This window comes from Brevibacillus nigriterrae, from assembly GCF_049846925.1.
GTDB lineage: Bacteria > Bacillota > Bacilli > Brevibacillales > Brevibacillaceae > Brevibacillus_H.
In genome coordinates this window covers 70,153-94,297 of sequence record NZ_JBNCMT010000020.1, presented here as the reverse complement: position 1 = coordinate 94,297, position 24,145 = coordinate 70,153, and the positions used below count along the sequence as shown (strand labels likewise).

The window sequence follows — 24,145 nt, the reverse complement described above, 5'->3', positions numbered from 1 at the left end:
TCCTTGATTGAAACCTGCTTGAGAAAAAAAAGACCTACAAAACTGTAGGTCGGTTGCGCTACTCGCTCCCAGATATCTAAGCGCCCAAGTAAAGATATCTGTTCTTCGCTTCCTCTATGTAATTAGACCTAGTTATTTAGAACTACACTCTTTTTATACTACTTCGATTTTAAAAATACAATTCATTTTAAGTAATTGTTAAAAATCTGATACTTTTGTTCGTTCACTGCCCCAGTTACAGATCGGCTGCCTGTTTCGTCAATCCAACCGGAAGCAGGAGATGCCATTCAGTATACTTTATAGGTCTGTCCTGTCTGAGCTCCTTCCACGCTTTTTCGGTAAGCCAAGGCTACTCTGCTGGCAGGTACAGGTTCGAAACCGGGAAAATACGGACGATACTTTTCAAATGACTCCACCAAGACATTGGGGCTCACATTGTTAATCCGAATACCCCGTGGCATTTCGATTGCTGCAGCCTGGACAAAAGCTCGAATTGCTCCACAGGCCATGGCTGCTGATGCTCCGCCTTTGATCGGATCATCCATGGTAATTCCGGTCGTCAACGTAAAGCTCCCCCCATCGTTCACATGGTCCATTCCCAGTAAAACAAGATTAACTTGTCCTTTCAGTTTGCTTTGGATTGCGATCTCGTTGTTTTCAGGCGTTAACTCCGAAAGCGGTCCGAAAAAAACTTGACCCGGTGTGCTAATCACGGCATCGACTTTGCCAACGGTTTGATACATCGCTTTAATGCTTTCTGGTGACGTTATATCAACTGCAATATCGGCCCCGCTTCTTCCTGCTGAGATGATTTCATTATTGGATTGGAGTTCGTTTTGAATCGCACTCCCAATCGTCCCGTTTGCACCAAGTAACAGAATTTTCATAGTTTGCCTCCTAGTTGAGATTTTTTGTTTTGATAATACTATACCCCTGTATGCTATGTAAAGAGATTTTACAGTCTATTCCACATATAAAAAAGCCGCCCCGTCATTATTTCAGACAAGGCGACCAGTCATTACCTGCAGCTATTCTGTTCCATATATATTGCCCGTTGACGAAGTTACTACACCATTGTTCACGTTCACACTGTAAGACAATCCACCAGACCCGGTCCAAGTATTTAGATTGAAGCTATCTCCTTCTGTCAGCTTGTAAATCGAAATATTGGTAAAGGTTAGCGGTGTGCCATTTTGGCATACGGATGGAGCCTGGTTGCTTTGAGCCATGTACACTCCCGGGTTAGTAGCCCCAGGCTGCACAACTACCGTTGCTGTTCCGTCCTGTTCCACGAGAAGGGCTGTCATTTCGTTCACCGCCATGCCTTTTGCCTGGTCAGCGGCTTCGAAGCCGTCTTGAATATTTCTGGCGAGGAAGGTAAGGAAGCGCCCCATTCGATCACGCTGTTCGAAGTGACTGTCTGTGATGAGGTGCCCATTGACCGGTGTCTCAATTAAGCCATGGGTCAGGGAAATCAGTGAATTGTATGGATTATTCAAGGCAGTAGGAGAATCAAGGGTCTTGCTCTTGGTGGCAATTGCATCATAGCTATGTTCTCCTTGAATAGCCAGCCCGGCACTCGTGCCACCAAACGGAATGCCTTGGGCAATTCGATTATTGAGGGCGTCTAATGCTGGAGTACCTTTCAGGAAATTTACGTAATCCGCTTGATTGCCACCAGCAAAGAAAATGGCTTCCGCATGATTGATTTTATCGATGACAAAAGAATGGGAACCCGCTATTGCCAAATCATTTACGATCAAAGTATTTACTGAATTCAAAGGTGTTCCGGCTGTTTGTGCAAGGTCATAAATGTAAGGGTTGTAGGCATCTGTCCCCGAAGCACGGAGAATGAGAAAGTCACCTCCGTTTGCCTTTTCACTCATCCAAACAAATGCTTCATCTACATCAGTGCTTCCCCCCATGAACACCTCTCCGAACGAAGTTGCTGTAGAGACGTCTGTTGCGTTGCCGTGGGTGTAATACGAGTAAGGAGCTGGCGCTGCTGTTACCGTTCCCAGGCTAAGAAGATGACCTGCCGAGAGAACCGTGCTGATTACCATTTTGGAGACAGACCATTTTGTTCGCAAGTAAATCACTCCTCCACTCAAATGGTAGACTACTCATACAATGCAAGCATTTCGTCTATTACACCTATTTCAATTCTTTTACCTTGACTTCAATCGGAAGGATATCCATTCTGACATGAAGGGCAGATGAGGCGTATTCAGTTGCATCGTAATATCCCTCTGTATTGGCGGTTTTGCTGAATACCACAGTTACTCCCTTCCCCTTGTTTTCCTTGTCGAGACTAAACGCCATCCCGCGGAATTCCGCTGCCGTATTATCGACTAAATCGTCCAGCAGGGCAAACTTGGCAGCGTCCGAACCAAAGATATTCGTGTTCAGCGCATTCCCTTCGTAATACTCACTCCCTTTTGGGATCAGTGTTTTTGATTTATCGAGGGTGAACTTCTTGGTGGCAAAGTTGTACTTATCACCCTTTTCAATGTAAGATACATCCACGTTTGTATAGGCGCCGCTCTTGGTTGTGCTTACTTTGGATACATCAACCAGGAACATGCCGCTTGCACCGATGACTTGAATTTCGCTGCCTTTTACCACCATCGCTGAATTTTCATCTATGCCAAAGCCGTAGTTTATTTTTTCATGAACAAGCGCAACCACGAGACGACCAATGCGGCCTCGCTTGCTGAAGTGCTGATCGACGATCCCACCTTCAAAGAAACCAAGACCTTTAGTCACCCATAACCCAGGCTTTTCCCCATCGTAGGTCACACCCAATTCGAACGCTTCCAGTGACGTGGCATTCAGGATCATCGGATTCGACATAATCGCTGCTCCTGCCGATGTTCCCCCAATCATGCCACCCGATTTGTAAACCTCCCAAACCGCATCGAGCACCTTCGTATTTGTCCCGTCCTCATTGTAAAATGCCTTGGTAATCCGCGACTGATCTCCGCCTACGAAAAAGAGTCCTGTGCATTCGGAAACAGCTTTTGCCACCTCTGCGTTGTTTACCTTATCTGGGTAGTTCTTTTCGGTAATATCAATGATGCGGACACGATCAGAAGGGATGCCGTACGCTTCAAAATCTTGCTTCATGCTTTCCGAAGAAGTCATGGAGCCACTGGCAGTGGGAAATATCCCGATAATCGCCCTTTCCTTGCCTCCAGCCAATTCGATCATCTGGTTGTAGACTTCTGCATTGTTGGTTTCCAGATTGCCGCCAATAATCACAAGTGTTCCTTTGGCCGCTGACGTACTCTCGTTTGCGTACCCTTCCTGCATAGAAGCAGCCATGATCAAAACAAACGCCAGAAAAACAGTTAACAGCCTTGATACGTTACCTTTCACAAACGACATCGTATTTCCCCCTTACTGTATGATGTTTGTGTTTCCTGCCCTCAATTGGAAGACCGGCTCAATGCTGCCGACCGCCTCTCCTTTTCTGCTTGTGATTACAGGTAAATGAAAGGATTGCAATGCTCTTTCCTGCTGAGGTGTCAGCTCTCCCAACTGCTTTAGCACTTCAACCGCCACAGGTGTAGCGGACCTCCAGTTTCCATCTTCCACCTTGATGGCAATCCCGATCCCTTTCTCTATTAGCCCTAGGCAATAAACCCCTTCTGCGCCGCCCTTGGCGAGAACCCTTCTGTCTCCCACCTTGATTAACTCCGTGCAAAAGTCGTTGGTCCCGCTGATCATTTCGGGATGCTGTACCATGGCATGGGTAAGGCGCTTGATCGTTTGCCTGAGCGAATGGTGCTGCACATTTTCTGGATTAGCAAATTTAGCAAAAACGAGAGCCAATTTGTCTAATGGAATACCAAAATTGGGAACACCGCAGCCATCGATGCCAATCATCATCTGATCCTCCGGGAACTCCGCCAGCTCTGCCAATGCTTCAACAACCTTCCGCTGCACAGGGTGCTCCAGATGATGATACGTGTCAATATCACTTTCCAAATGCACGGCTAGCGCCAGCATGCCTGCATGTTTTCCTGAACAATTATTATGAATGGCGCTTGGCTCCACCTGTTTTCTCACCATTTCCAAATAGTGAGTATGGTTATATGGGGGATGGGCACCGCATTGCAGATTACCCTCTTGCAGTCCAATGCGAAACAGCATGGAGTTGACTACCTGCGTATGCTGTTCTTCTCCGTTGTGAGAGCCGCAACAAATGGCGATTTCCTTATCCGTCATCAGAAAACGCTCAGCGGCTCCCGATTGTAGAACGGGGATTGCCTGAACCGGTTTCAATGCAGAGCGGGTAAAGGTCATCCGCGTGATGTCTCCTAGCCCATACAGGAGATTGCCATGCCTATCCACGACGGCGATGCTCCCAGCGTGTGTGCTTTCGATATGATTGCCGCGTTTGACTACTACCATTGTTTCTTTCATATGTGTCTCCTCTCTTAGCTAAAGAGATGACAAGCGACCAAATGATCGTCTTCCACCTTACTGACAAGAGGTCTCTCTTGCCTGCAGATGTCCATTGCTTTTGGACACCTCGTCACGAACGCACAACCCTTCGGCGGATTGGCTGGTGACGGCACTTCACCATGCAGCATTATCCGCTCCCTTTTTTGCCTCGGATCTGCGGTGGGGATGGCTGACAAAAGGGACTTCGTATACGGATGCTGCGGGTTCGAGTAAATACGATCCGCTGTGCCGATTTCTGCCATTCTGCCTAAATACATGACGCCAACCTTGTCGCATAAATGCCTTACTACTGCCAGATCATGCGAGATAAACAAGTAGGTGAGCTGGAATTCTTCCTGCAAATCCTGTAGCAGATTGAGGATTTGTGATTGAATTGAAACATCAAGTGCAGAGACTGGTTCATCTGCCACGACGAGTTGTGGCTTTAGGATCAATGCCCGGGCGATGCAAATCCGCTGCCGCTGTCCTCCCGAAAACTCATGTGGATACCGTTTGAGTAACGCAGGATTCAATCCGCAAACTTCCATCATTCGTGCAATGGTCATCTTTCGCTCTGCTGCATCCCCCACCTGATGGGCCGAAAGCGGCTCATTCAAAATTTGCTCGATGGTCAGACGTGGATTGAGCGATGCGTAAGGGTCCTGAAATACCATTTGCAGATCCTTGCGCTTTAGAAGCATTTGCCTCTCGGACAATTGAGCCAAGTCTTCCCCTGCAAAGAGAACCCGCCCAGCGCTCGGCTTGATCAGATTCATGACAGCCCTGCCAGTTGTGGACTTGCCGCAACCCGATTCGCCAACCAGCCCAAATGTCTCGCCTCTGGCGATGGCAAAGGATATGTCATCAACCGCTTTGACAAACCCTTGTGTCCTTTGAAAAAAACCTTTCTTGATCGGGAAGTGTACTTGCAGCTTTTGTACGTCTAATAGCACATCTGTCATGTTCGGCCTCCCTGTTCTGCATAGAGCCAACAGCGGCATTTATGCCCCTTTGCTAGTGAAAACAACGCAGGGTCGTCGATTTCACATCGCTCAAAGGCAAAACTGCACCGCTCTCTGAATCGACAGCCGCTCCGGATTGAGCCAGCGGCTGGCACCTGTCCGCCGATCGAAAACAGGCGGTGCTTCTTCTCCTTCATATTGGGGATTGACTCCAGCAAGCCACGGGTATAAGGATGCTTCGGATGGTGAAATAACGTATCGACATCAGCTTCTTCTACGATTTCTCCCGCATACATGACAATCACCCGGTCGCACATTTCAGCTACCACTCCCATATCGTGCGTGATGAACAAGATGGCTGTGTTCATTTTCTGCTTCAGTTCCCGCATCAAATCCAGGATTTGCGCCTGAATCGTCACATCGAGCGCTGTCGTCGGTTCGTCGGCAATCAATAATTGTGGTGCACAGGCGAGCCCAATGGCAATCATCACCCGTTGGCGCATCCCCCCGGACAATTCATGCGGGTAGCTCGCATAGATCTGTTCTGCACGAGGAATTCCCACCAGCTTCAGCATGTCAATTGATTTCGCTTTTGCTGCTTTTCGTGACAAATCGGTATGAAGCAAAATCACCTCATCCAACTGGCGGCCAATAGTGAATACAGGTGTGAGCGAAGTCATCGGCTCCTGAAAAATCATCGAAATCTCATTGCCCCGTATCGCATTCATCTCTTTTTCTTTCAAGGTGAGAAGATCCGTGCCCTTGTAGCGGATTTCTCCAGAGGCGATATGCCCGGGCGGCGTCGGTACCAGCCTCATGATGGACAGGGAAGTAATACTTTTCCCGCAGCCCGACTCCCCGACAAGCCCTACAGTTTCTCCCTTTTTTACGTGAAAGGAGATGCCATTTACTACTGTGTATTCGTCTTCCTCATTGCGAAAATTGACGGTCAGGTTATTTACTTCCAGCATGATTTCTTGCATGAGTGTCCACCTCCTAGTCCTTTAATTTCGGATCCAGCGCATCTCGCAATCCATCGCCAAGCAAGTTAAAGCAAAGCACGGTGATGACAATCGAGAGACCTGGAAAAAAGGTGGGGTGGAACAAATTGCGACTGTTATCCTTCGCAGCACTGAGCATCGCCCCCCATTCAGGAGCCGTTATATCACCGCCCAGTCCAAGGAAGCTGAGCGATGCCCCGATGAGAATGGCTGTACCAATCCGCATGGTCAGATAAACCATCACCACCGACATCGTCCCGGGGAAAATATGCCGCATGACAATGACTGAATCCCGGACACCGATGGACTTGGCCGCCTCCACATAGGTCATTTCCTTCAGTGCCAGTGTGCTGCCTCGTACTATCCGTATAAAGATCGGGATCGTAAAGACGGAAACAGCAAAGATAATATTGGTAATGCCAGGTCCCAGCAGGGCGATCACTGCGATGGCAAGCAAGATTCCCGGGAAGGCAAGCAGTACATCCGTAAACCGGGTAATCAGGCCATCGATCCACCTTCCATAGTAGCCAGCGATTAGGCCAAGAACCGTCCCGATGACAGCGCCGATGGAGACCGAGACGAAACCGATCAGCAACGTTTCTCTCGTCCCCCAGAGAACACGGGAGAAAATATCACGGTTCTGGTGATCAGTACCAAACCAGTGGAGAGATGACGGCGGTTGGTGTTTATACGCATTGATCAGGTTGACCAACAGGCTGCCTGGCTCAAGCCGTACCGGTATATCCTGTGAGAGCGACTGTTCCACCGCAACCGGAATCAGTGTGGATACTCCGTCACTAGACACCTTGATAGCTCCATCCCCTTTTCCGACTGCGGTGATCACGCCGTCTTGACTCACCTCCACTACTGATGGAGTAAGCGATTGAAAGGAAAGAGCCTTGCTTTCCTGCGTGACTTCTGTCGAGTTGGAAAAGCCATCATTCGTTGTTGGTGCTATAACCTCAACCGCCCTGTTTTGTTCCACAAAGGCCAATATGTCTGACATTCCTGTCAATTGAGCACCATCCGTCAGAATGGCTCTCACTTCTGCTTTCAGCGTTGCCCCTATCCGTAAGGGTTCCTTTGGCACGGTTGCCACCAACTGGGATAGATAATTTTGTCCGTTATCCTGACTGGAGACGACTACCTTCAACCGGGAGGCAATCTCTCCGTTTGAAACGAGTATGGAAGTCGTGCCATCCCCATTTGCGTACACAAACACTCCGTTCGCCGTTTTTCTGGCAGCAGCAATTTGCCCATCCTCACTTTCCAGTGAAATTCGGTACCCACCACTGTCCTGCTCCTTGCTTTCATCACTCTTCCAAATGGCAATAGGCACCTGCACATTTGTCAGTTGGCTGACCTCAACACCTTTTTCCTGGTATTGATCGGTGACGGGCCGATGCGGATCATAGGGAACGAGCAATGGGGCGAACAGGCCAGCAAATACGATGCCTATGACGACGAACAAAGACAAAAATGCCACTCTCTGTTTGCGGAACTTTTTGAGAAACGCCCAAAAAGGCGATGGAGATTCGTACATCTTTGTCTGCATTTTTGAGTCTCCTTCTCCTTGGTTATTCGTAGCGGATTTGCGGATTCAATAATCCGTAGCTGACATCGACAAGCAGGTTAACAACCAAAAATTGTACAGAAAAGAGCAGAATCAGTGCCTGGATCACCGGATAATCACGAGTCAGAATAGAATCAATCAGGTAGGAGCCGAGACCGGGCCATGCAAATACCTGCTCTACGACTACTGCCCCACCAAGAAGGAAACCAAATTGCAATCCAGTCATTGTCACGACAGGGATCAAAGCACTTCGCAGTACATGCGTCAAGACGATGACCCATTCACGCTGCCCTTTGGCCCTCGCTGTACGTACATAGTCCTCTCGCAACACTTCCAGGATGCTGGATCTCGTAAATCGGGCGATAATGGCTGCCACCCCAAGCCCCAGTGTCAGCGAAGGCAAAATCAAATGTGAGATGGTCCCACTGCCGCTTGTTGGAAACCAGCCAAGCTGCACTGAAAAAATCTGCATAAGCATCAGGCCAAACCAGAATTCAGGAATGCTCAGTGCCGTGATGGCTGACACCATGCCTACCCGATCCAGAAGCGAGTTTCGTTTGACTGCAGAAAGGATTCCGACCAAGAGCCCGATCACCACGGCCCAGACCATACTGGCAAGCGTCAGCAAAAGTGTGTAAGAAAAGCGACGCAGGATTTCCTCAGACACATTCGACTTCGTGCGATAGGAGATACCAAAATCCCCCTGGGTGATGATCTTGCCAACATATCGGCCGTATTGCTGATAAAGTGGGTCGTTCAGACCCTCCTTTTCCTTGAGCTGCTGGTAGGTCTGTGCATCAATTTCATTTCCGTACAGCACACGGATCGGGTCTCCTGGCGTCAAATGAACAAACAAAAATGAAATAATGGAAACAACGATCAGCATAGGCACCATTGCAGCCGTCCGCCTCAAAATAAATGAAATCAAGCACTTCACCTCTTCAGAAAATCGTTGCGAGCGCTAGTCAAAACAATACGTAACGTACGCCCGCAACGATGATGTCGTTATTTCTTTTCGGCGGTGTTTACAATCACTGTATCGCTCGGCAGCACCATCACGTCAGAGACAGCGCTGGTCTTTGCCACAATAAGATCTGGCACATGAAGGAATACCCAAGGCGCATCGTCATAAATGATTTTTTGCACCTCAGCATACTTTTTCATCGCTTCCTCACTGTTGGCAGTCATGATCGCTTCGTCCAAAAGCTTATCGACCTGTGGATTGCTGTAGAAGCCGGAGTTATTGTTGTCAGGGGCAAAGCTCTTCGTATGAAAGTTCGGACGAATACCGTAATCAACTTCCCCTGTCCCCGGTGACCAGCGACCGATCCATAAGTCCGTTCCTTTTTCGTGGTCGAGCATGTCAAACAAGGTACCACTCTCGTAAGCCTGCACTTTTGCCTTGATTCCCACTTTCCCTAATTGCATGGCGACATTTTCCGCAATGGCAATAAATTCACTGGAGTTACGGGTCCACAGCGTGGCTTCAAAACCGTCTTTCATCCCTGCTTCAGCCAGCATTTTCTTTGCCTGATCCAGGTTGTACTCGTAAACCTTTTGTTGTGAATAGCCGAAGGTATTAGGTGCTATTGCAGAATCAGCCACCGAGCCGTAGCCGTCCAGTACGCCTGCGATCAACTCATCCTTGTTCACAGCGTAGTTCATGGCTTGCCTTACTTTCTTGTCCTGATATTTTTTTAGCTTCAGGTTCATCCCGACGTAATAGACGTTCAGGGAAGGAGCCTTGTAGACGTTGAATTTGGAATCGGCGGCGATCTCCTTGGCATTGAGAGTAGGCAGTTTGGTAATGATGTCCGTTTCTCCCGCTTTCAGCATATTGATCCGTGTGCCAGCTTCCACGACTGGCTTATACACGATGCTGTCTGCCTTGGCTGCCTTCTCCTTGTTCCAGTAGTTCGCAAATGGAGCAACCTTCACATGTTGATTCTCTTTCCACTCCACAAACTGATAAGGACCAGTTCCTACCGGATTGCGATCCAGATTAAAGTTAGGGTCACTTTGCTTCTTTTTCAGAGCCTCCAATGATTTCATCGATGATGCGGGATGAGCTAGATAAGAGGTCATTGCTGAATTTGGTGTATTGGCAACAATGGTTACATGTGTCGGGTCGACCACGATGACTTCCTTGATGAACGAGAAGAAACTTCTCCTGGCCATGCCATTCTTCTCATCCCGGACGAAATCGAGGTTCGCTTTTACCACCTCAGCATTGAAAGGGGAGCCATCGTGGAAGGTTACTCCTTCACGCAAAGTGAACGTAATTTCCGTAGCATTCTCGTTGAGCTTGTAATCCGTTGCGAGAACTGGTACTGGCTGCATCTTGTCGGTAAACGTCAACAGCCCTTCAAACATGGCCCTTTGTACCGTGATGGAGTTTCCATCCGTCACATTCTGCGGGTCAAGCGAGACTGGCTCAGCCTCCACTGCTAACGTAATGGTTTTATCCTCTGCTTTTTTCTCTGTCTGTACAGGCGGTGTAGCCGTGCTATTCGCTGGTGTCGCTGTGTTTCCCGTGTTGGTCTTTGTCTGTTCGGCTGGTGTGGAGCAAGCGGTGAGCATCCCGGCCACGAGCATACAGCAAAGTCCCCATGCAAAACCTCTCTTCTTTTTCAACGAAAATCCCCTCCTTAATGTCCAGAGCAGTAACAAGTTGATTGAACCTGTCTGAAATCTTATTAAGCAAAGAATGTGCCAACATGATGAACGGACAGTGGGGCAGAAATTTATTTTTGAATTTTCAGTATTTTGTGTACAAAAGTACGAGGCTCCTTCTATAATGGGTGAAAATACCAATTGCAATTCCAAACAATAAAACCCATTAAACACCACTTTGGTGGCTTGAACGGAGGGCTGATCTGTGTTCGACAAAGAACTTTTTTTGTTAACCGGAACCATGGAAACTCAAAAAACGCTTGTCCGACAGCTTCAAGACGTGATCGGAGACTTCGTCCGGATTCATGCTTACTCTTATGAAGAAGGAATCCCTCAAGTCTTTCACAACAAGCTGATCATCCTCTCCACTTCTGCCATCGTAGAAGAGACAGCTCCCTACATCGGAAGTGGCTGCAAGGTCGTGGTTGCCAAGCGGACGGTTAATTTTGAGCACATCGATAAGCTGTTGTTTCTACCAGAACAAACAAACGTCCTGTATGTAAACGATGCACCGGAAACGGTCTATGAATCGATCGAAACCCTGCTGCAGTTAGGAATCAATCACATCAACTACATCCCGTTCTACCCCGGCAAAAAGAACATTCCCGAGGTGGATATCGCCGTCACCCCGGGTGAAGTTAAGCTTGTCCCTCCCTTTATCAAGAAAATTGTCAATATTGGCCCACGGTTGATTGATATCATTACTGTCATGACAATTCTCCAGCATATCGGTTTGCTCGGAAAAAAGGGCGATATCGTCTCGGAGAAGTACATACGAAAAATTATCGAGCTCAGCAAGAACCTGTCTAAAACCAGCAAGGAATCAGATCGGCTCAACAAGCACCTCAAGCAGGTATTGGACGGGGTAAATGACGGGATATTAGCGGTTAACAGCAAGGGTGTCATTACTGTGTTTAATGAAAACCTGCAAAGCATGCTCGGCATGTTTCCATCGAAAGCCATCGGCAGACACCTGCAAGAGGTGTTTCACAACTCCGAGTTGGTGTCCTTCGTCTTAAATCACTCACAAGAGGAATCCGGCTGGTTTTCTGTCCTGCATACCGATGTGATCGTCCACCGCTTCCATTTGGAGAATGAGGGTGCCATCGTCGCTACCTTTAAAAATGCGCATGAAACGATTGAGATGGAAAAAACGTTTCGCCGCGAACTGGTAAAGAAGGGGTACATCGCGAAATATACGTTTTCCGATATCCGAGGGTTCAGCCCGGCCATCGAGAAATGCACACAGATCGCAACCAAAATTGCTAAAACCAATCTGACTATTTTGATTGAGGGTGAAAGCGGAACGGGAAAAGAGCTGTACGCCAGCGCCATTCACAACGAATCGATGCGTCGGGACGGGCCTTTCCTTGCTGTCAATTTCAGCGCATTGCCCGATGAGCTGGTCGAAAGCGAATTGTTCGGCTACGAGGAAGGAGCGTTTACTGGAGCGAAAAAAGGCGGGAAAATCGGACTTTTTGAACAAGCGAACGGGGGAACCATTTTTCTCGATGAAATCGGCGATATTTCTTTGAAGGTGCAAGCTCGACTACTGCGAGTGTTGCAGGAAAAAGAGATCATGCGTGTGGGTGGCAACAAGATTATCCCCATCGATGTACGGGTCATTGCCGCAACCAACCGCAATCTGCTGCACATGATCGAAAAAGGAACGTTTCGGGAAGACCTCTACCACCGGTTGAAAATCTTGTACATCCATCTTCCTGAGGTGCGCAACCGCAAAGAAGATATCCCTATTCTGGTGAGACATTTCCTCTCCCAAAGCGGCAGGAGCCATATCCAGATTGTTCCTGAGGTAATGGCACGATTGATGCAATATCACTGGTACGGGAATGTGCGGGAGCTGAAAAATACGATCGACTACATGCTCGCCGTTTGTGACGGGACCACCATCACCATGGACGATATCCCCAATGAAAGCTTTTTTCTGCGAAAGTACCAGGATGAGTCTTTGCGCCCGGTAAGCAGTATCTCGACAAATGTCACTTCCTCCCCATCACAAGAAGAAGAATTGCCTGTGGATCAAGAAGAATACCTTTTTATTTTGAAAGTAATTCATTTGTACAACAAAAAAGGAGAATCCATTGGCAGAAAAAAAATTGCCGAGAAGACGCAAGAATGGCACAAGGATTTATCGGAGCAGCAAATTCGCAACCGCTTGAAAGCTCTGGAGCAGAAGGGATTTGTCGTGACGACCAGAGGCAGGGCTGGCATCAAGCTGACTCGACCAGGGGTGGACTATCTAAACGTTCCATCTGAGAATCATTGATGAAAAAGGAGGATTCCCACTTGCGTGAAGTCACTTTTGAACAAACCAGTGTTACGAGTTTTTCCGTTTATGAATTCGGAAATGGCAAAGGGCCTCGCATTGCCGTGACAGCCGCCGTTCATGGAGATGAACAGACGGCTATCCATGCTGCGATGCTGCTGATCAAGCAGTTGGAAAACCAGACGATCAACGGCTTTGTAAAAATTATTCCGATCTGTAATCCAGCCTCCTTTCGAAACCGAACTCGGGTCTCCCCTTTTGATCGGATTGATATGAATCGCATTTTCCCCGGTAGCGCCGAGGGCAGCCCTACCATGCAACTGGCGCACGCAATCTGGCAGGAGACACGTGATGTGGATTATCTGGTTGACTTGCATTGTATTGGTGCAGGAGGCACTTCGTATACGTTGGCTCTTTACAGAGAGTATCCTGAGCTGCGAGAGCTTGCCCATGCGCTGTCCCTACCGATTGTCATCCAATCGAGCGGTGTCAGAGGGCAATTGTTCGTAGAATCTTGCCGATCCGATCAAAAAGCACTGATTATCGAATTGCCTGCTGGCCAGCCCGGTGGAACCATCGATGTCCCTGCCGCCGAGGAATGCTGTCAAGCCATCCTCCGCTACCTGAAACATCTTGGTTTGCTGGCTTCCGATTTCCCAGTTTCCCCTGACTCACCCGTTACTTTTTATGCTGAAATTACCTCGCTTACTGCCCCTCGTCCCGGATTATTCCTTCCTATAGCATCTGCTGGCTCATCATGTGCAGAAGGTGAGCTTCTCGGGACTTTTGATGGCAGTGCGGTTACCGCCCCCTTCGCTGGAGTCATCACATCTGTAAGTCCCCCCCGTTATTGTTTTGCCGGAGAGAATTTGGCAGACGTGGCACCCGTAGAGCGGATCGAGTAAAAAAAGCCGACTTGTTTATGACAAGACGGCTTGTAGACGGTAGATAAACCACCTTTTTCTATTAGTTCAATAGGACAATACGACAATAACAGTACGGAATATCGTTTCAAAGAAAAAAAGATAGCTCTTTTCCTTAGCTTATCTTGGTTAAGTGGAGAGCTATCTGTTGCGGTCATTAGTGCCTGTTCCAAGACTTTAGCTTTTCCTCTGAAACGGCAGTAGCGAAGACAATGGAGCTCTTTAGCATCCGCGAAGCTTCGCTCAATTGTTTCTTTTCTTTTTTGATAAAGGAGCTTACCTGACTTAGATATTCTATTTTCTCTTACCCAATCTTTACTGTCTCTCACTTAACTTAGAAGAGGTTATTGTTTTAACTGCATTAACTTTTTTAACAAAGATTGCACAAGATTAGACTTTCACAAATTTACCTCTAAACCACGTCATAATAAATAAGATGGGAATATACCCGTAAATCAGATAGAAACCAATATTGGAATAGATTTCAGATAAATAATTCATCAAGATACGATCCTCTATAAACATCAATAAGATAAAAAAGTACACTAGACAGGCACATAAGCTGATCTGCATTTTTATGTTTAGCCATTGTTTTACTCCTCGGCATGCCGCCCACAAGTATAATGAAATAGATTTAATTACAACAAGTAGACATAGAGACACAACAATATATTCAAACCTTTCGATCAGTGGGATTTCAACAATCTTCACCATGTTCAAGGTAGGCCAAATGATGTGCTTCAGTTGACCTTCACTATAAAAAAGAAAAGTGAAGATGGTGATAAATACATATATAAGTGTGGTAAATAAATTACCGAAATGAGCCCATCTTTGTGATTTTTCAGGTGTTTTAATAAATGGATAGTATAATAAAAGGGCTTCAAATCCAATAAACTGAAACATCATGAACTTCGCTGAAGATAGTATTGAATCCATGGAGTGGTTTAAAATCGGGAGCAGGTTATTTGGATGAAAATAACCTAAAGACCCAAGATGTATGGGTATCATGATGAAAAAGGGAATAACAGATCCCCAGAAGCAGGCACCAGTAATCAATCTAAATCCACCTGAAACAATATAATAAATCAATGGGATCAAAATCCAACTTATCTGTACGCTACTCATTAAAGGGAACATCCAAACCTGAACAACCTCAATATAAAGCCTCAATACTAAGAAAGCTCCGAAAAAGAAATAGAGAATAATGAATAAATTAAGAACGCCACCTATCATTTTTCCAAAATAGCGCTTATGAATTCCGATAATATCCTGATTATTCGCCACCAATACCCGATAAATCATCCAAATGATTAAATGAATACTCAATCCAGCCACGAGAACAGAAATCCATCCATCATAGCCAGCATCTTTTATGAGGTCTCGCTGAAATCCCAGAATGCCCACTCCAAGTTCACTTCCATGGATCACAAAAAAAACTAAAAAAGGAGATATGAGAAATCTTTCTCGAACCACGCTATTCAAGCTGTAACCTCCCTGATCATTCTGCCACTCCAGTTTGAACAACTTTAACGAGAACTTCCACATCTGTCTTCATCTGCGGATAAATTTTTTGAAAATCTCGATAGCCCCAGTCTCGAGTTTTACCTCGAACCATGTCACCAAAACCTATGGGATCTACTTGATGACGTTGGCAAAAAGAAATTATTTTTTGTGTCTCCTCTTCAAAGTATTTTTCAATCATTTTTTCCACTTTATGTATTTCGCTGCTTTTAGTTAAATCAACGTATGTGGGTACATCTTTCATTTTAGCTTGTATTTTAATATTGATCGAAATGGATGGAATGGGCTGTGTTACGTTGACCGAATATTGGACCTTGGAACGAATACTACTTAATAAAATAAAATCAATGAGATCTCTATTTGAGCCGGGGATTTTGATTTGATAATTAGCGTTTTTTGTATTTTCCATTAATAATTTCAGAATAAACGATTCCCTTATTCCGATATGGGCAACAAATTTCTCCTTTTTAAACAAAGCTAAACCGTTAATTTTAATCTTATTCTGTTCCATAATGAAATAGGGTAAATAAGGATCACGTCCCTCCCCGTAAAAATTAAATAAGAATACTTGAAGATTCATTCTTGGCAAATTACCATTACTGATATTTTGATTAACCATATTGAATAATTGAAAGGGAACGTTAGCGTCCTTGGCTTGTTTCAATATTTTCGAGGCTTCTTGTTCTGCAACCCCTAATTGCGCTCGGGTTCCAATTTTCGGGTCGCGACAGAGACTATGAACTATCGGTTGAATTCCTTTCGCAGCAAGAGACTTGCTGAATACCACCATACGGAGCTGTCCTTGCTCGATAGGAAAAGTGGTTTTAGTGCTCAATCTCGGTAAAATATCATAATAGGAATTGGATATTGTATCCAGCAGATTAATTTTGGTAAGTCCTTTTTCTTCAAAAGTAGGATAGAGTATGGTACCTCTAATCGTATTTTCATCCTTATTCCAGTCAAAACCAATTGTTTGCACTAGTTGAGTTTTGTTTACGACTCGTTGGCTGGAACAACCCGAAATTATGCAAGAAATCATCAGAAGGATATAAGAGATTTTCATTACAAGAACCATCCTTGTTATTCATCATGATCATTTTTTTGCTTTTGGTGCTTTGGATGATATCGAAACAACGATTGGGGACGCAAAAAACTTGGTCTAGTGTTGGTCATTTCATAGGATGATCGTAAAAAACTATCTTGGAAATCTCGGCGCCTGAATGGATATAACGGTACGGTGTAGGGAGTACCTAGGGATTCTAAACGGGTTACATGCATCAATAAAAAACAAATCCCCACCATGATACCCATTCCTCCCCATATCGCTGCACTAATAATTATTGGAAAACGCAAAAAACGAATCGTATTCGACATTTTATATATGGGAGTTGTAAATGAAGCCAAGGCAGATAATGCAACAATTATAAGTAAGACATTACTGGTTAACGCCGCTTCTACGGCAGCTTGTCCGATCACAATCCCCCCAACAATGCCTAGCGTCTGACCCACCTTAGAAGGCAATCTTGCTCCTGCTTCACGAAGGAATTCAATAGTCATTTCTAAAAATAGCACCTCCACCACTGGAGGGAACGGAACATTAATTCTTGAAAAGATAAGGGGAGCTAGTAAGTCTCTTGGAATCATCTCATAATGAAACGTAACAACTGCAATGTAAACTGAGGTAGAAAACATAGAAAATAAAACTCCAAGGATACGGATTAACCGAAAAAATGAGCCTAGCAACCATGGTAAATAATAATCTTCCGGCGAAATAAAAAAGTCAAATAGGGTTGATGGTCCTGTTATGACATAAGGAGAACCATTGCTCATGATCGCAACTTGACCATTAATTAGTGCGTACACCACTCTGTCTATTCGTTCTGTGGAGATGAATAAAGGGAATGGAGTGGTTGAGTTATCGGATATTAACTGATCAAGTTGTGAAGAATCGAACACGATGTCAAAGTCAACATCTTTTAATCGTTGGCGCACGGTTTGGATATGTTGGTTATTTGTAATTCCTTCAATATAAGCGATGACAACCTTGGTCTTTGATATCGTGCCAATTGTTATATCTTGAACGATAAAGTTAGGTATATTAATTTGTCGCCTAAGTAGATTGATATTGATATCCACATTTTCTACAAAACCTACTTTCGGACCCACCACACTGAATTCATTTTCGGTATTATTCTTATCTCGCAAGCCGATTTTTTGATCGGAAATATTAATAAGAGCACATTTTTGATCATGTTGATCAAGCTGTAACATCACATGTCCTTTGAGCAAATTTAATGCGATAAGTTCTATTTGATCGGTGATCTGAATATTGTCAATCGGAATCAATACTTGGATGTCCTCAATACTTTTTAATTCTGAGAGTACGTTCGGGTCTTGCAAAATAGCGAGTATATTACACTGTAGCAATTGATTGTCAATCAGAGTTTTATAATAGGAAATGAATAATTTCTTATCATTCTTTAGAATTGGGTATTGGGTGATAAAATCAGAGGATTGTTTCGTTTGACTTAATAAATCAGATATCATTCTGGAGCTTAGGTTTGACTGAATTTTATCATCTTTTTCTTTAAACCAAGATTTGAATTTGAACATGATTTGAACCTCACATGTAATTTCACCTTTTACCTACTTCCTTTGAACAACTACCGTACAAAAATAAGCTGAAACGACAAAAGGGAGGAAAGAGTAGGGCTTTTTTCTTCCTCCTGCATCACGATAGTCATCCCACATACCAAATGGGGTATACACAAAAAATATCAGCCATTGAAAATTTGTCTGTTTAATAGCTTATTCATGTCTGTGTCCTAATGTAGTATTTGTTAAGTTATTACAAAGAATACATTTTGACTTTAAAAGAAGTGGTATTGCATTTACATAGCACATGTTTATTTTCCCATCTCACTATTTTCTGTTAATGGTCTTAAACTTGGGAAAGCTATAACTATCCAACTTACATTAACTACAATCTAGAAAAAAGGATGCGTGCTATCTTAATGGAAAGAATGTTACTAAGAGCTTTGTTCCTCGTATGTATGGGTTCGATTCCCTTTTTGTTTCGCAAACCAAAGTTAAATGTCTGGCTTACTGTCTTCTTTATGAAGGGAGTTTTGGCAAGCATCATAGACAATATCGTTGTAAATTCTGGACGGGTTAAATATCCTGTTCGTCCACTTTCTAAAACTTTTGATATCAACATTTTGTTCGATTACCTATTATTCCCATTACTTAGCGTACTTTGGGTAAGAATGAGTTACAATGTCAAACCATTGACTATGGTAATACAAAGTTTATGTTTCAGTGTACCTATGTCGATTGGGCAATGGGTGCTTGAAAAAAAGACAAAATTATTTCACTGGAACAACTGGACACCTCTACACACGTTTGCCTCAGTCAATCTCACTTTGTGGACTGTTCGCGGATTTGTAGCCATACTTAAAAAACTTGAGCCAAAAGCGATTATAATAAACAGGGAAAAGAAAGAAGAAGACATTTTTACCTATTCTGATTCAAGCGATGAACAGGTGGAAGAATCTTATATTAACTAGTAAATTTTTCGATTTTACTCTTGAAATAAAAAACCAGCTTATGTCTGATTTTCAGACTTTAGATAAACCACCTTTTTCTATTCGTTCAATAGGACAATATGACAATAACAGTACGAATATTGTTCGAAGAAAAAATAAGATAGCTCTTTTCCTTAGCTTATCTTGGCTAAGTGGAGAGCTATCTTTTTTATGTTTTGTACTGTTGCGGTCATTAGTGTCTGTTCCAAGACTTTAGCTTTTCCTCTGGAACAAGTTCTTCAAGGCAAACAAACTCATATGAAGTTTGGGTTTCTTTATTTGAATGTAGCATAGGCCAGCGCCTCCTAAATATATAGTAATATTAATAATGTTATCAATATTAACGCGGTGATTTGTAAAAGTAATTGCATATAAAAAAGGTTGCCGAGACTTTCTCGGCAACCTGAAACCCATCTTGTAATTCCCTGCTATGAAAGCAAATGATGTTTTTTGGCTTCTAAAATAGCTTTTGTACGACGATTTACGCCTAATTTGGTAAATATATTATTCACGTGAAATTTAACCGTGCCGATGGTAATCACTAACTGCTCAGCTATCTCTTTGTTTGTGAATCCGTCAGCCATAAGTCGGAGTACTTCCAGTTCCCGCTCCGTAAGTGGTTCAATTAACTCTGCTTCTTCCGACTTCATTTTTGTCTCCGCTCCAGCAGCCACATGTCTATAAGCTGAGAGCATCTTTTTCACATAACTCAGTTGGGTCGAAAGCAATTTCAGCACCTCAAGCCTTTCTTGAGAGAAAGCGCTTGTCGTTAGCTCATTCTCTAAATAAAGAATACTGGTCAGTTCTCCCTGGATGAAAATAGGTAAACACAAGATTGATTTCACTTGATGACGCTTCACATACGAATCTGAATGAAATAGCCCAATTTTCGCCGCATCATCCAGAATAACAATTTCTTGCGTTCTTGTAACATATCGGAGGATTGCTTCTGATGCAAAGTCCATTTCTTTGAGTGGAACAGAACAGATGACCACTCCCGGATCGGATTGAGTACTCGATGCGATTTCAACAACAAAGGCACCGTCCTTTTCCACAATCAGATACCCTTTTTGTGCACCAGCGTTTTCAACGATCAGTTTCATCAATCTGCTTACTACCTGTTCCACTTCTATTTCTTCTGCTACTGTCTGTGAGGCTTTCAAAAGAGTACTTCGATCCAGTACATTCAGTTCTGTTACCGGATCATGGCTTCCAACAGGTTTGTCTATTGCTTGGCTTTTGCCGTGTCTTGCGTGAGAGTCAACGAGTGATTTATAGCGTGGGAAATTCTCCAGCAACTGGTTTGCTTTCGCTGTGCCACCCCACGCCAGATAGTTTTTATATGCCTTGGCTGCATAGGAATTGACAACCGTTTCTATTCCCTTCGCCTGGAAATAAATTGCTGCGCACTCGCCAGCAATGGCAGCACTTAAAATATATCCATTTTCAATCGATGAGTTGATCGCCTTCTCGTATTGTTCCAACATTTTTGCTTCATCATGAGATAATCGAGAAATCTCCGCATTGATTAGCAACAATTTATGTTGGAAATTATCAGGTGAATACCTTGACCATTTTTCATAGCAAGTCCGAATCTGCTTCAAGCGATTCCACATTTTTGTGCGTATCGATGCAGGAAAATCAGGATACTTTGCTGCAATGGCAAGTGATTCATAGAAATAGCATTCAGCCAGATGCGGCAAATGAGTGGCATAGGGTGTAAATGCCCTAGCTGCGTTTGCACATTTTATTGCTTCATCATACTTTCCAAACAAATAGTTCAGTTGTGTTTTGTATGTGTAATATTGAAACAGCGTGGTATTTTTGAATTCTTTTTGCTGGATCGATTTCAAAAACTCATCTTCATGAAACGTCTCCGTATCAAACGAAATTGGGTTTTTCGTTGAACCTTGCAGAGCAAGAATCCACTGTTGGTAAAGATAGAAATTGTCTATGACAAACTCATCTTTGGTCTCAGTCAGGATTTCCAGGTAGTTGGCAATCCACCGATTCAACTCGGTAAGATTTTTCCTTCCATAAAAGGAATTGATATGAGCCCCCATTGCATAGCTGGCAAAAACATAATCACCTGACTCAAGCCCAAACTGTAATGCCTGTTCGAGATATTCTTCGGCTTCGCTCGCATGTTTGATAAATCGAGATATGACAGCCCCAAACATCACATAGGTCTTGCTTTTGATTGATGGAATATTGTAGTTATCTGCTATTTCCAAAGCAATTTTACCTAGGCGGTACCCCGTTTCGTAGTCCTCCAACCCAAGAGTCAGGATCATGCCGAATGCAGCAAATGCACTTGTGGAAGCGGGAGAGATTCCATATTTCAAAGACAGCCTGACTGATCGGGACATGAGGACAGTATAGAGCTCTTTGTTAGAAAAGAAGGAAGGCGCCGTTATCGTAAACATCAAATCCATTACCACTTTAAACTTTTCATCCGTCATTTTTGGCAATTGGTTAATCTGATTGATTCGATTTCTAAGCTGCCATTTGGCAATCAGCATTTCTTTTGCAACGACGTAAGGTTTTGGCTTGATCTTGAGATGAATGTCAAACTCTGCCAATACTTTCAAGCCTAATGAAATGGCTTCAGAATATTTGCCAAGATTGACATACTGTGTAGCGATCACTCTGCAAATAAGCGCTCGATCCATTCGGTCCCGCGAACGCCTGTTCAGCTCATCATACAACTCTTCTGCCTGCTCATAGCATCCACACAAATACTCGCATTCCATCCGTTCCAACAACAGATCAAAACACAGTTGATAATGGTTTTGCCAATGCTGCTCATCCACAAGCGAAGTACCCACTCTCAAAAAAAGAGCAGCCGCTTCATATGCAGAGGATGACATTGCTTTTCTTCCGGCTGCAAGGTTTCGCTCCATCACTTGAACGATCTCATGACCTTCCGAAATATAAGAAATTCCCAGATTGGAGTGATTGGCAAATTCGATAATGTCCACTGAACTATTTTCACTTGAGAAATGATCTTGCAGATAGGTTGCCATCTTCCAATGAAAATGTCTCCGCTCGGACTCTTCTTGTAGCGAATATGCCGCCTGCAGCACTCGATCGTGCAGAAAACTGTACAAGAACTGACCTTCTACTGGAATGATCAATCCTTCTCGAATGGCTACCCACAGATCAGCCGCTAGTTGTTCAATTGATGTCTGCTCTACGTCCGCAAGCATTTTCAAATCAAATCGACTGCCCAAACATGCAGCTAATGACAGAACCTTTCTCGTTCTCTCTGGAAGCCGATTTAGTTTTCCAACAACAAACTGGTACAGATCATCAGAGGTTTGTTTCCTCTCGATTCCAGCGTCATCCCATTCCCAGATCCCCAGCCCCTGATTATACCAAAGCAATTTTTCATCGTACAACGTTTGGAACAACTGCTTGAAGAAGAATGGGTTTCCTGCTGTCTTTCTGTAGATGGCTTTTGATACACCCATTGTTCGAACACCGTCATCGCCAAGTGTATCTGCAACCAACTGATTGAATTCAGATAATGGAAGTGGGTCCAACGAGAGCGTATGGATATCTGCTCCTGCCTGTTTCCACTTGTCCATTTTCAAAGAGAAGGGATGGAGATTGCTAACCTCGCTATCACGGTAAGAACCAATGAATAGCAAACATTCGCCATCCGGGTCTGTAATGAAGGATTGGATCATCTGCAATGAGTCCGTATCAGCCCATTGGAGATCATCAAGAAAAATGACCAGCGGATGGCCGCCTTTGGTAAAAATATGTAAAAAATCACGAAAAGTCGATTGAAATCTGTGATTGGTTTCAACTGTTGACAACTGTTCAACGGGAGGCACTTCATCAATAAGCAGTTTCATTTCCGGAATTACCTCAGCAACAATGGAAGCATTCGCTCCCAAAGCTGATCGGAGTTGTTTCTTCCAGCGTTCAACCCGATCCTGACTTTCGATGATGATTTGGAGAATTAGACCGCGAAACGCCTCAATTAGTGGAGTATACGGAACATCTCGATGAAATTGCTCAAATTTTCCGGTAAGAAAATATCCATTTTCTCTGCCCAATCGATTCTGTATCTCTTTCACCAACGCTGTTTTCCCGATACCCGAAGGTCCCGAGATGAGCAACATCTTGGTTGTTCCTTGACAGGTCTCTTCGTATATTTCTTGCACGATTGCAAGTTCTTTTTCTCTTCCATACAAATGAGGTGCGATCAGAAAAAAACGGGAAGTATCTCTTTGCCCAAGCACAAAATCACTCACTGTGCCTGATTCTTTCCACTTGGCAAGACAATGCTCCAGATCATCTTTCAAACCGAAAGCACTCTGGTACCTGTTGTCCGGATCTTTATGTAAAAGTTTCATAATCATTTCAGATAGCACATCAGGAATTTGTGGTGCCAACTTCTTTGCAGGAACAGGTACTTTAGCCAAATGAGCATGCACCCACTCGAGCGGATCACTCGCTTCAAAAGGAAGCTGTCCGGTTATCATTTCATATAAAGTGATGCCCAATGAGTAAAGATCTGCCCGATAATCTGCAATCCGCTTTAATCGTCCCGTCATTTCAGGAGAAATATAGGGCAAGGTGCCACGCAATTCAGGTCCATCTACCTGCTGATCTTGTGATACAACCAAGGCCGCTTTTCCAAAGCCAATGATTCTAACCTGCATCGTTTCTGGGTCTACGATGATATTGTCTGGGTTCAAATCATTGTGAATGCACTGTGCCTGGTGTAGTTGTCCTACAATGTCAGCTACCTGTATGCTGATTCGTAAAAAATCGGTCAGTGAATGTTGGCATTTCCCCATGCATTCACGAAAGGAAACTCCTTGAACATCCTCCTGAACTAGCATATATGTTGAGCCATTTCTCTCCAGTGAAAGCGGTTTGACGATACCATCTACGTTTAATTCACGAGTAATTTCATATTCCTTAACGATAGTGGCGATTTCATTCAAGGAATGGATTTCCCCGCTGACAATCTTTAGGACAACAGAGCAATTATCACTTTCTCTGAAAGCGCGACCGATGATCATACCAGCTTCTTCAAAAAGAACCTGGTAGATTCTATAACCAGCAATGGTATTCTCACTGAATTGCAAATCAATTTCTCCTTTTTTCTGTATATTCACTTGTCGAAATTTACTAATTAATATAATTTTAGCA

General features: G+C 44.2%; 16 protein-coding genes, 1 pseudogene and 1 riboswitch. Of the genes and pseudogenes, 3 read left to right on the top strand and 14 right to left on the bottom strand.

Annotated elements, in window-relative coordinates:
• Positions 1-38: 38 nt before the first annotated feature.
• A riboswitch (cyclic di-GMP riboswitch) is annotated at positions 39-121 on the bottom strand.
• Between the two features lie 166 nt (positions 122-287).
• The 9 genes from ACPW7N_RS15730 to ACPW7N_RS15690 all read right to left on the bottom strand — a co-directional run bounded on the left by ACPW7N_RS15730 (position 288) and on the right by ACPW7N_RS15690 (position 10,619).
• On the bottom strand, positions 288-887 hold the full coding sequence (locus ACPW7N_RS15730; protein WP_425652050.1) for a short chain dehydrogenase: 600 nt from the start codon (positions 885-887) through the stop codon (positions 288-290).
• A 141-nt stretch (positions 888-1,028) separates the two neighbouring features.
• On the bottom strand, positions 1,029-2,090 hold the full coding sequence (locus ACPW7N_RS15725; RefSeq protein WP_425652049.1) for a cyanophycinase: 1,062 nt from the start codon (positions 2,088-2,090) through the stop codon (positions 1,029-1,031).
• A 64-nt stretch (positions 2,091-2,154) separates the two neighbouring features.
• Positions 2,155-3,387, bottom strand: a complete 1,233-nt coding sequence (locus ACPW7N_RS15720; RefSeq protein WP_425652048.1) for a cyanophycinase — start codon at positions 3,385-3,387, stop codon at positions 2,155-2,157.
• Positions 3,388-3,399: 12 nt separating this feature from the next.
• Positions 3,400-4,428: an asparaginase gene (locus ACPW7N_RS15715; RefSeq protein ID WP_425652047.1), complete on the bottom strand. Its 1,029-nt coding sequence runs from the start codon at positions 4,426-4,428 to the stop codon at positions 3,400-3,402.
• 14 nt (positions 4,429-4,442) lie between these two features.
• Positions 4,443-5,411, bottom strand: coding sequence for an ABC transporter ATP-binding protein (locus ACPW7N_RS15710; RefSeq protein ID WP_425652046.1), 969 nt, complete (start codon positions 5,409-5,411; stop codon positions 4,443-4,445).
• Positions 5,408-6,394 (bottom strand): ABC transporter ATP-binding protein, encoded by a 987-nt coding sequence (locus ACPW7N_RS15705; RefSeq protein ID WP_425652045.1) that lies wholly within the window; start codon positions 6,392-6,394, stop codon positions 5,408-5,410. Before ACPW7N_RS15705 ends, ACPW7N_RS15710 begins: the two co-directional genes overlap by 4 nt.
• Positions 6,395-6,407: 13 nt before the next feature.
• Positions 6,408-7,967: an ABC transporter permease gene (locus tag ACPW7N_RS15700; RefSeq protein ID WP_425652044.1), complete on the bottom strand. Its 1,560-nt coding sequence runs from the start codon at positions 7,965-7,967 to the stop codon at positions 6,408-6,410.
• A 22-nt stretch (positions 7,968-7,989) separates the two neighbouring features.
• A complete protein-coding gene (nikB, locus tag ACPW7N_RS15695; RefSeq protein WP_425652043.1) occupies positions 7,990-8,913 on the bottom strand; it encodes a nickel ABC transporter permease in 924 nt (307 codons plus the stop codon).
• A gap of 77 nt (positions 8,914-8,990) precedes the next feature.
• Complete coding sequence (locus ACPW7N_RS15690; RefSeq protein WP_425652042.1) at positions 8,991-10,619, bottom strand: glutathione ABC transporter substrate-binding protein; 1,629 nt, start codon at positions 10,617-10,619, stop codon at positions 8,991-8,993.
• Between the two features lie 280 nt (positions 10,620-10,899).
• Between ACPW7N_RS15690 and ACPW7N_RS15685 the strand changes: the two genes are divergently transcribed.
• Together ACPW7N_RS15685 and ACPW7N_RS15680 are read left to right on the top strand one after the other, a co-directional pair.
• Positions 10,900-12,945, top strand: coding sequence for a sigma 54-interacting transcriptional regulator (locus ACPW7N_RS15685; RefSeq protein WP_425652066.1), 2,046 nt, complete (start codon positions 10,900-10,902; stop codon positions 12,943-12,945).
• Positions 12,946-12,965: 20 nt separating this feature from the next.
• Positions 12,966-13,850: a succinylglutamate desuccinylase/aspartoacylase family protein gene (locus ACPW7N_RS15680; protein ID WP_425652041.1), complete on the top strand. Its 885-nt coding sequence runs from the start codon at positions 12,966-12,968 to the stop codon at positions 13,848-13,850.
• Between the two features lie 167 nt (positions 13,851-14,017).
• On the opposite strand, the pseudogene ACPW7N_RS15675 reads toward ACPW7N_RS15680, so the two are convergent.
• The 4 genes and pseudogenes from ACPW7N_RS15675 to ACPW7N_RS15660 form a co-directional block, all read right to left on the bottom strand.
• A pseudogene (locus tag ACPW7N_RS15675) lies at positions 14,018-14,191 on the bottom strand (transposase); the annotation flags it as partial.
• A 67-nt stretch (positions 14,192-14,258) separates the two neighbouring features.
• Positions 14,259-15,341 carry a GerAB/ArcD/ProY family transporter gene (locus ACPW7N_RS15670; protein ID WP_425652065.1) on the bottom strand — a complete coding sequence of 361 codons (1,083 nt, stop codon included), beginning with the start codon at positions 15,339-15,341 and terminating at the stop codon, positions 14,259-14,261.
• A gap of 25 nt (positions 15,342-15,366) precedes the next feature.
• Entirely contained in the window at positions 15,367-16,452 is a 1,086-nt protein-coding gene (locus ACPW7N_RS15665; protein WP_425652040.1) for a Ger(x)C family spore germination protein, read from the bottom strand.
• Positions 16,453-16,469: 17 nt separating this feature from the next.
• Positions 16,470-18,002 (bottom strand): spore germination protein, encoded by a 1,533-nt coding sequence (locus tag ACPW7N_RS15660; protein ID WP_425652039.1) that lies wholly within the window; start codon positions 18,000-18,002, stop codon positions 16,470-16,472.
• 401 nt (positions 18,003-18,403) lie between these two features.
• Between ACPW7N_RS15660 and ACPW7N_RS15655 the strand changes: the two genes are divergently transcribed.
• Positions 18,404-18,955 carry a CBO0543 family protein gene (locus tag ACPW7N_RS15655; protein WP_425652038.1) on the top strand — a complete coding sequence of 184 codons (552 nt, stop codon included), beginning with the start codon at positions 18,404-18,406 and terminating at the stop codon, positions 18,953-18,955.
• Between the two features lie 446 nt (positions 18,956-19,401).
• Here the strand turns inward: ACPW7N_RS15655 and ACPW7N_RS15650 are convergent, their stop codons facing one another.
• The gene (locus tag ACPW7N_RS15650; RefSeq protein ID WP_425652037.1) at positions 19,402-24,081 is read right to left on the bottom strand and encodes an AAA family ATPase; all 4,680 of its coding nucleotides are present in this window, start codon (positions 24,079-24,081) and stop codon (positions 19,402-19,404) included.
• Positions 24,082-24,145 lie beyond the last annotated feature (64 nt).

Coding starts and splice junctions, on each gene's coding strand:
- ACPW7N_RS15655 (WP_425652038.1), top strand. CDS start 18,404: ATGGAAAGAATGTTACTAAGAGCTTTGTTCCTCGTATGTATGGGTTCG.
- ACPW7N_RS15720 (WP_425652048.1), bottom strand. CDS start 3,387: ATGTCGTTTGTGAAAGGTAACGTATCAAGGCTGTTAACTGTTTTTCTG.
- ACPW7N_RS15660 (WP_425652039.1), bottom strand. CDS start 18,002: ATGTTCAAATTCAAATCTTGGTTTAAAGAAAAAGATGATAAAATTCAG.
- ACPW7N_RS15700 (WP_425652044.1), bottom strand. CDS start 7,967: ATGCAGACAAAGATGTACGAATCTCCATCGCCTTTTTGGGCGTTTCTC.
- ACPW7N_RS15710 (WP_425652046.1), bottom strand. CDS start 5,411: ATGACAGATGTGCTATTAGACGTACAAAAGCTGCAAGTACACTTCCCG.
- ACPW7N_RS15730 (WP_425652050.1), bottom strand. CDS start 887: ATGAAAATTCTGTTACTTGGTGCAAACGGGACGATTGGGAGTGCGATT.
- ACPW7N_RS15665 (WP_425652040.1), bottom strand. CDS start 16,452: ATGAAAATCTCTTATATCCTTCTGATGATTTCTTGCATAATTTCGGGT.
- ACPW7N_RS15685 (WP_425652066.1), top strand. CDS start 10,900: ATGGAAACTCAAAAAACGCTTGTCCGACAGCTTCAAGACGTGATCGGA.
- ACPW7N_RS15715 (WP_425652047.1), bottom strand. CDS start 4,428: ATGAAAGAAACAATGGTAGTAGTCAAACGCGGCAATCATATCGAAAGC.
- ACPW7N_RS15705 (WP_425652045.1), bottom strand. CDS start 6,394: ATGCAAGAAATCATGCTGGAAGTAAATAACCTGACCGTCAATTTTCGC.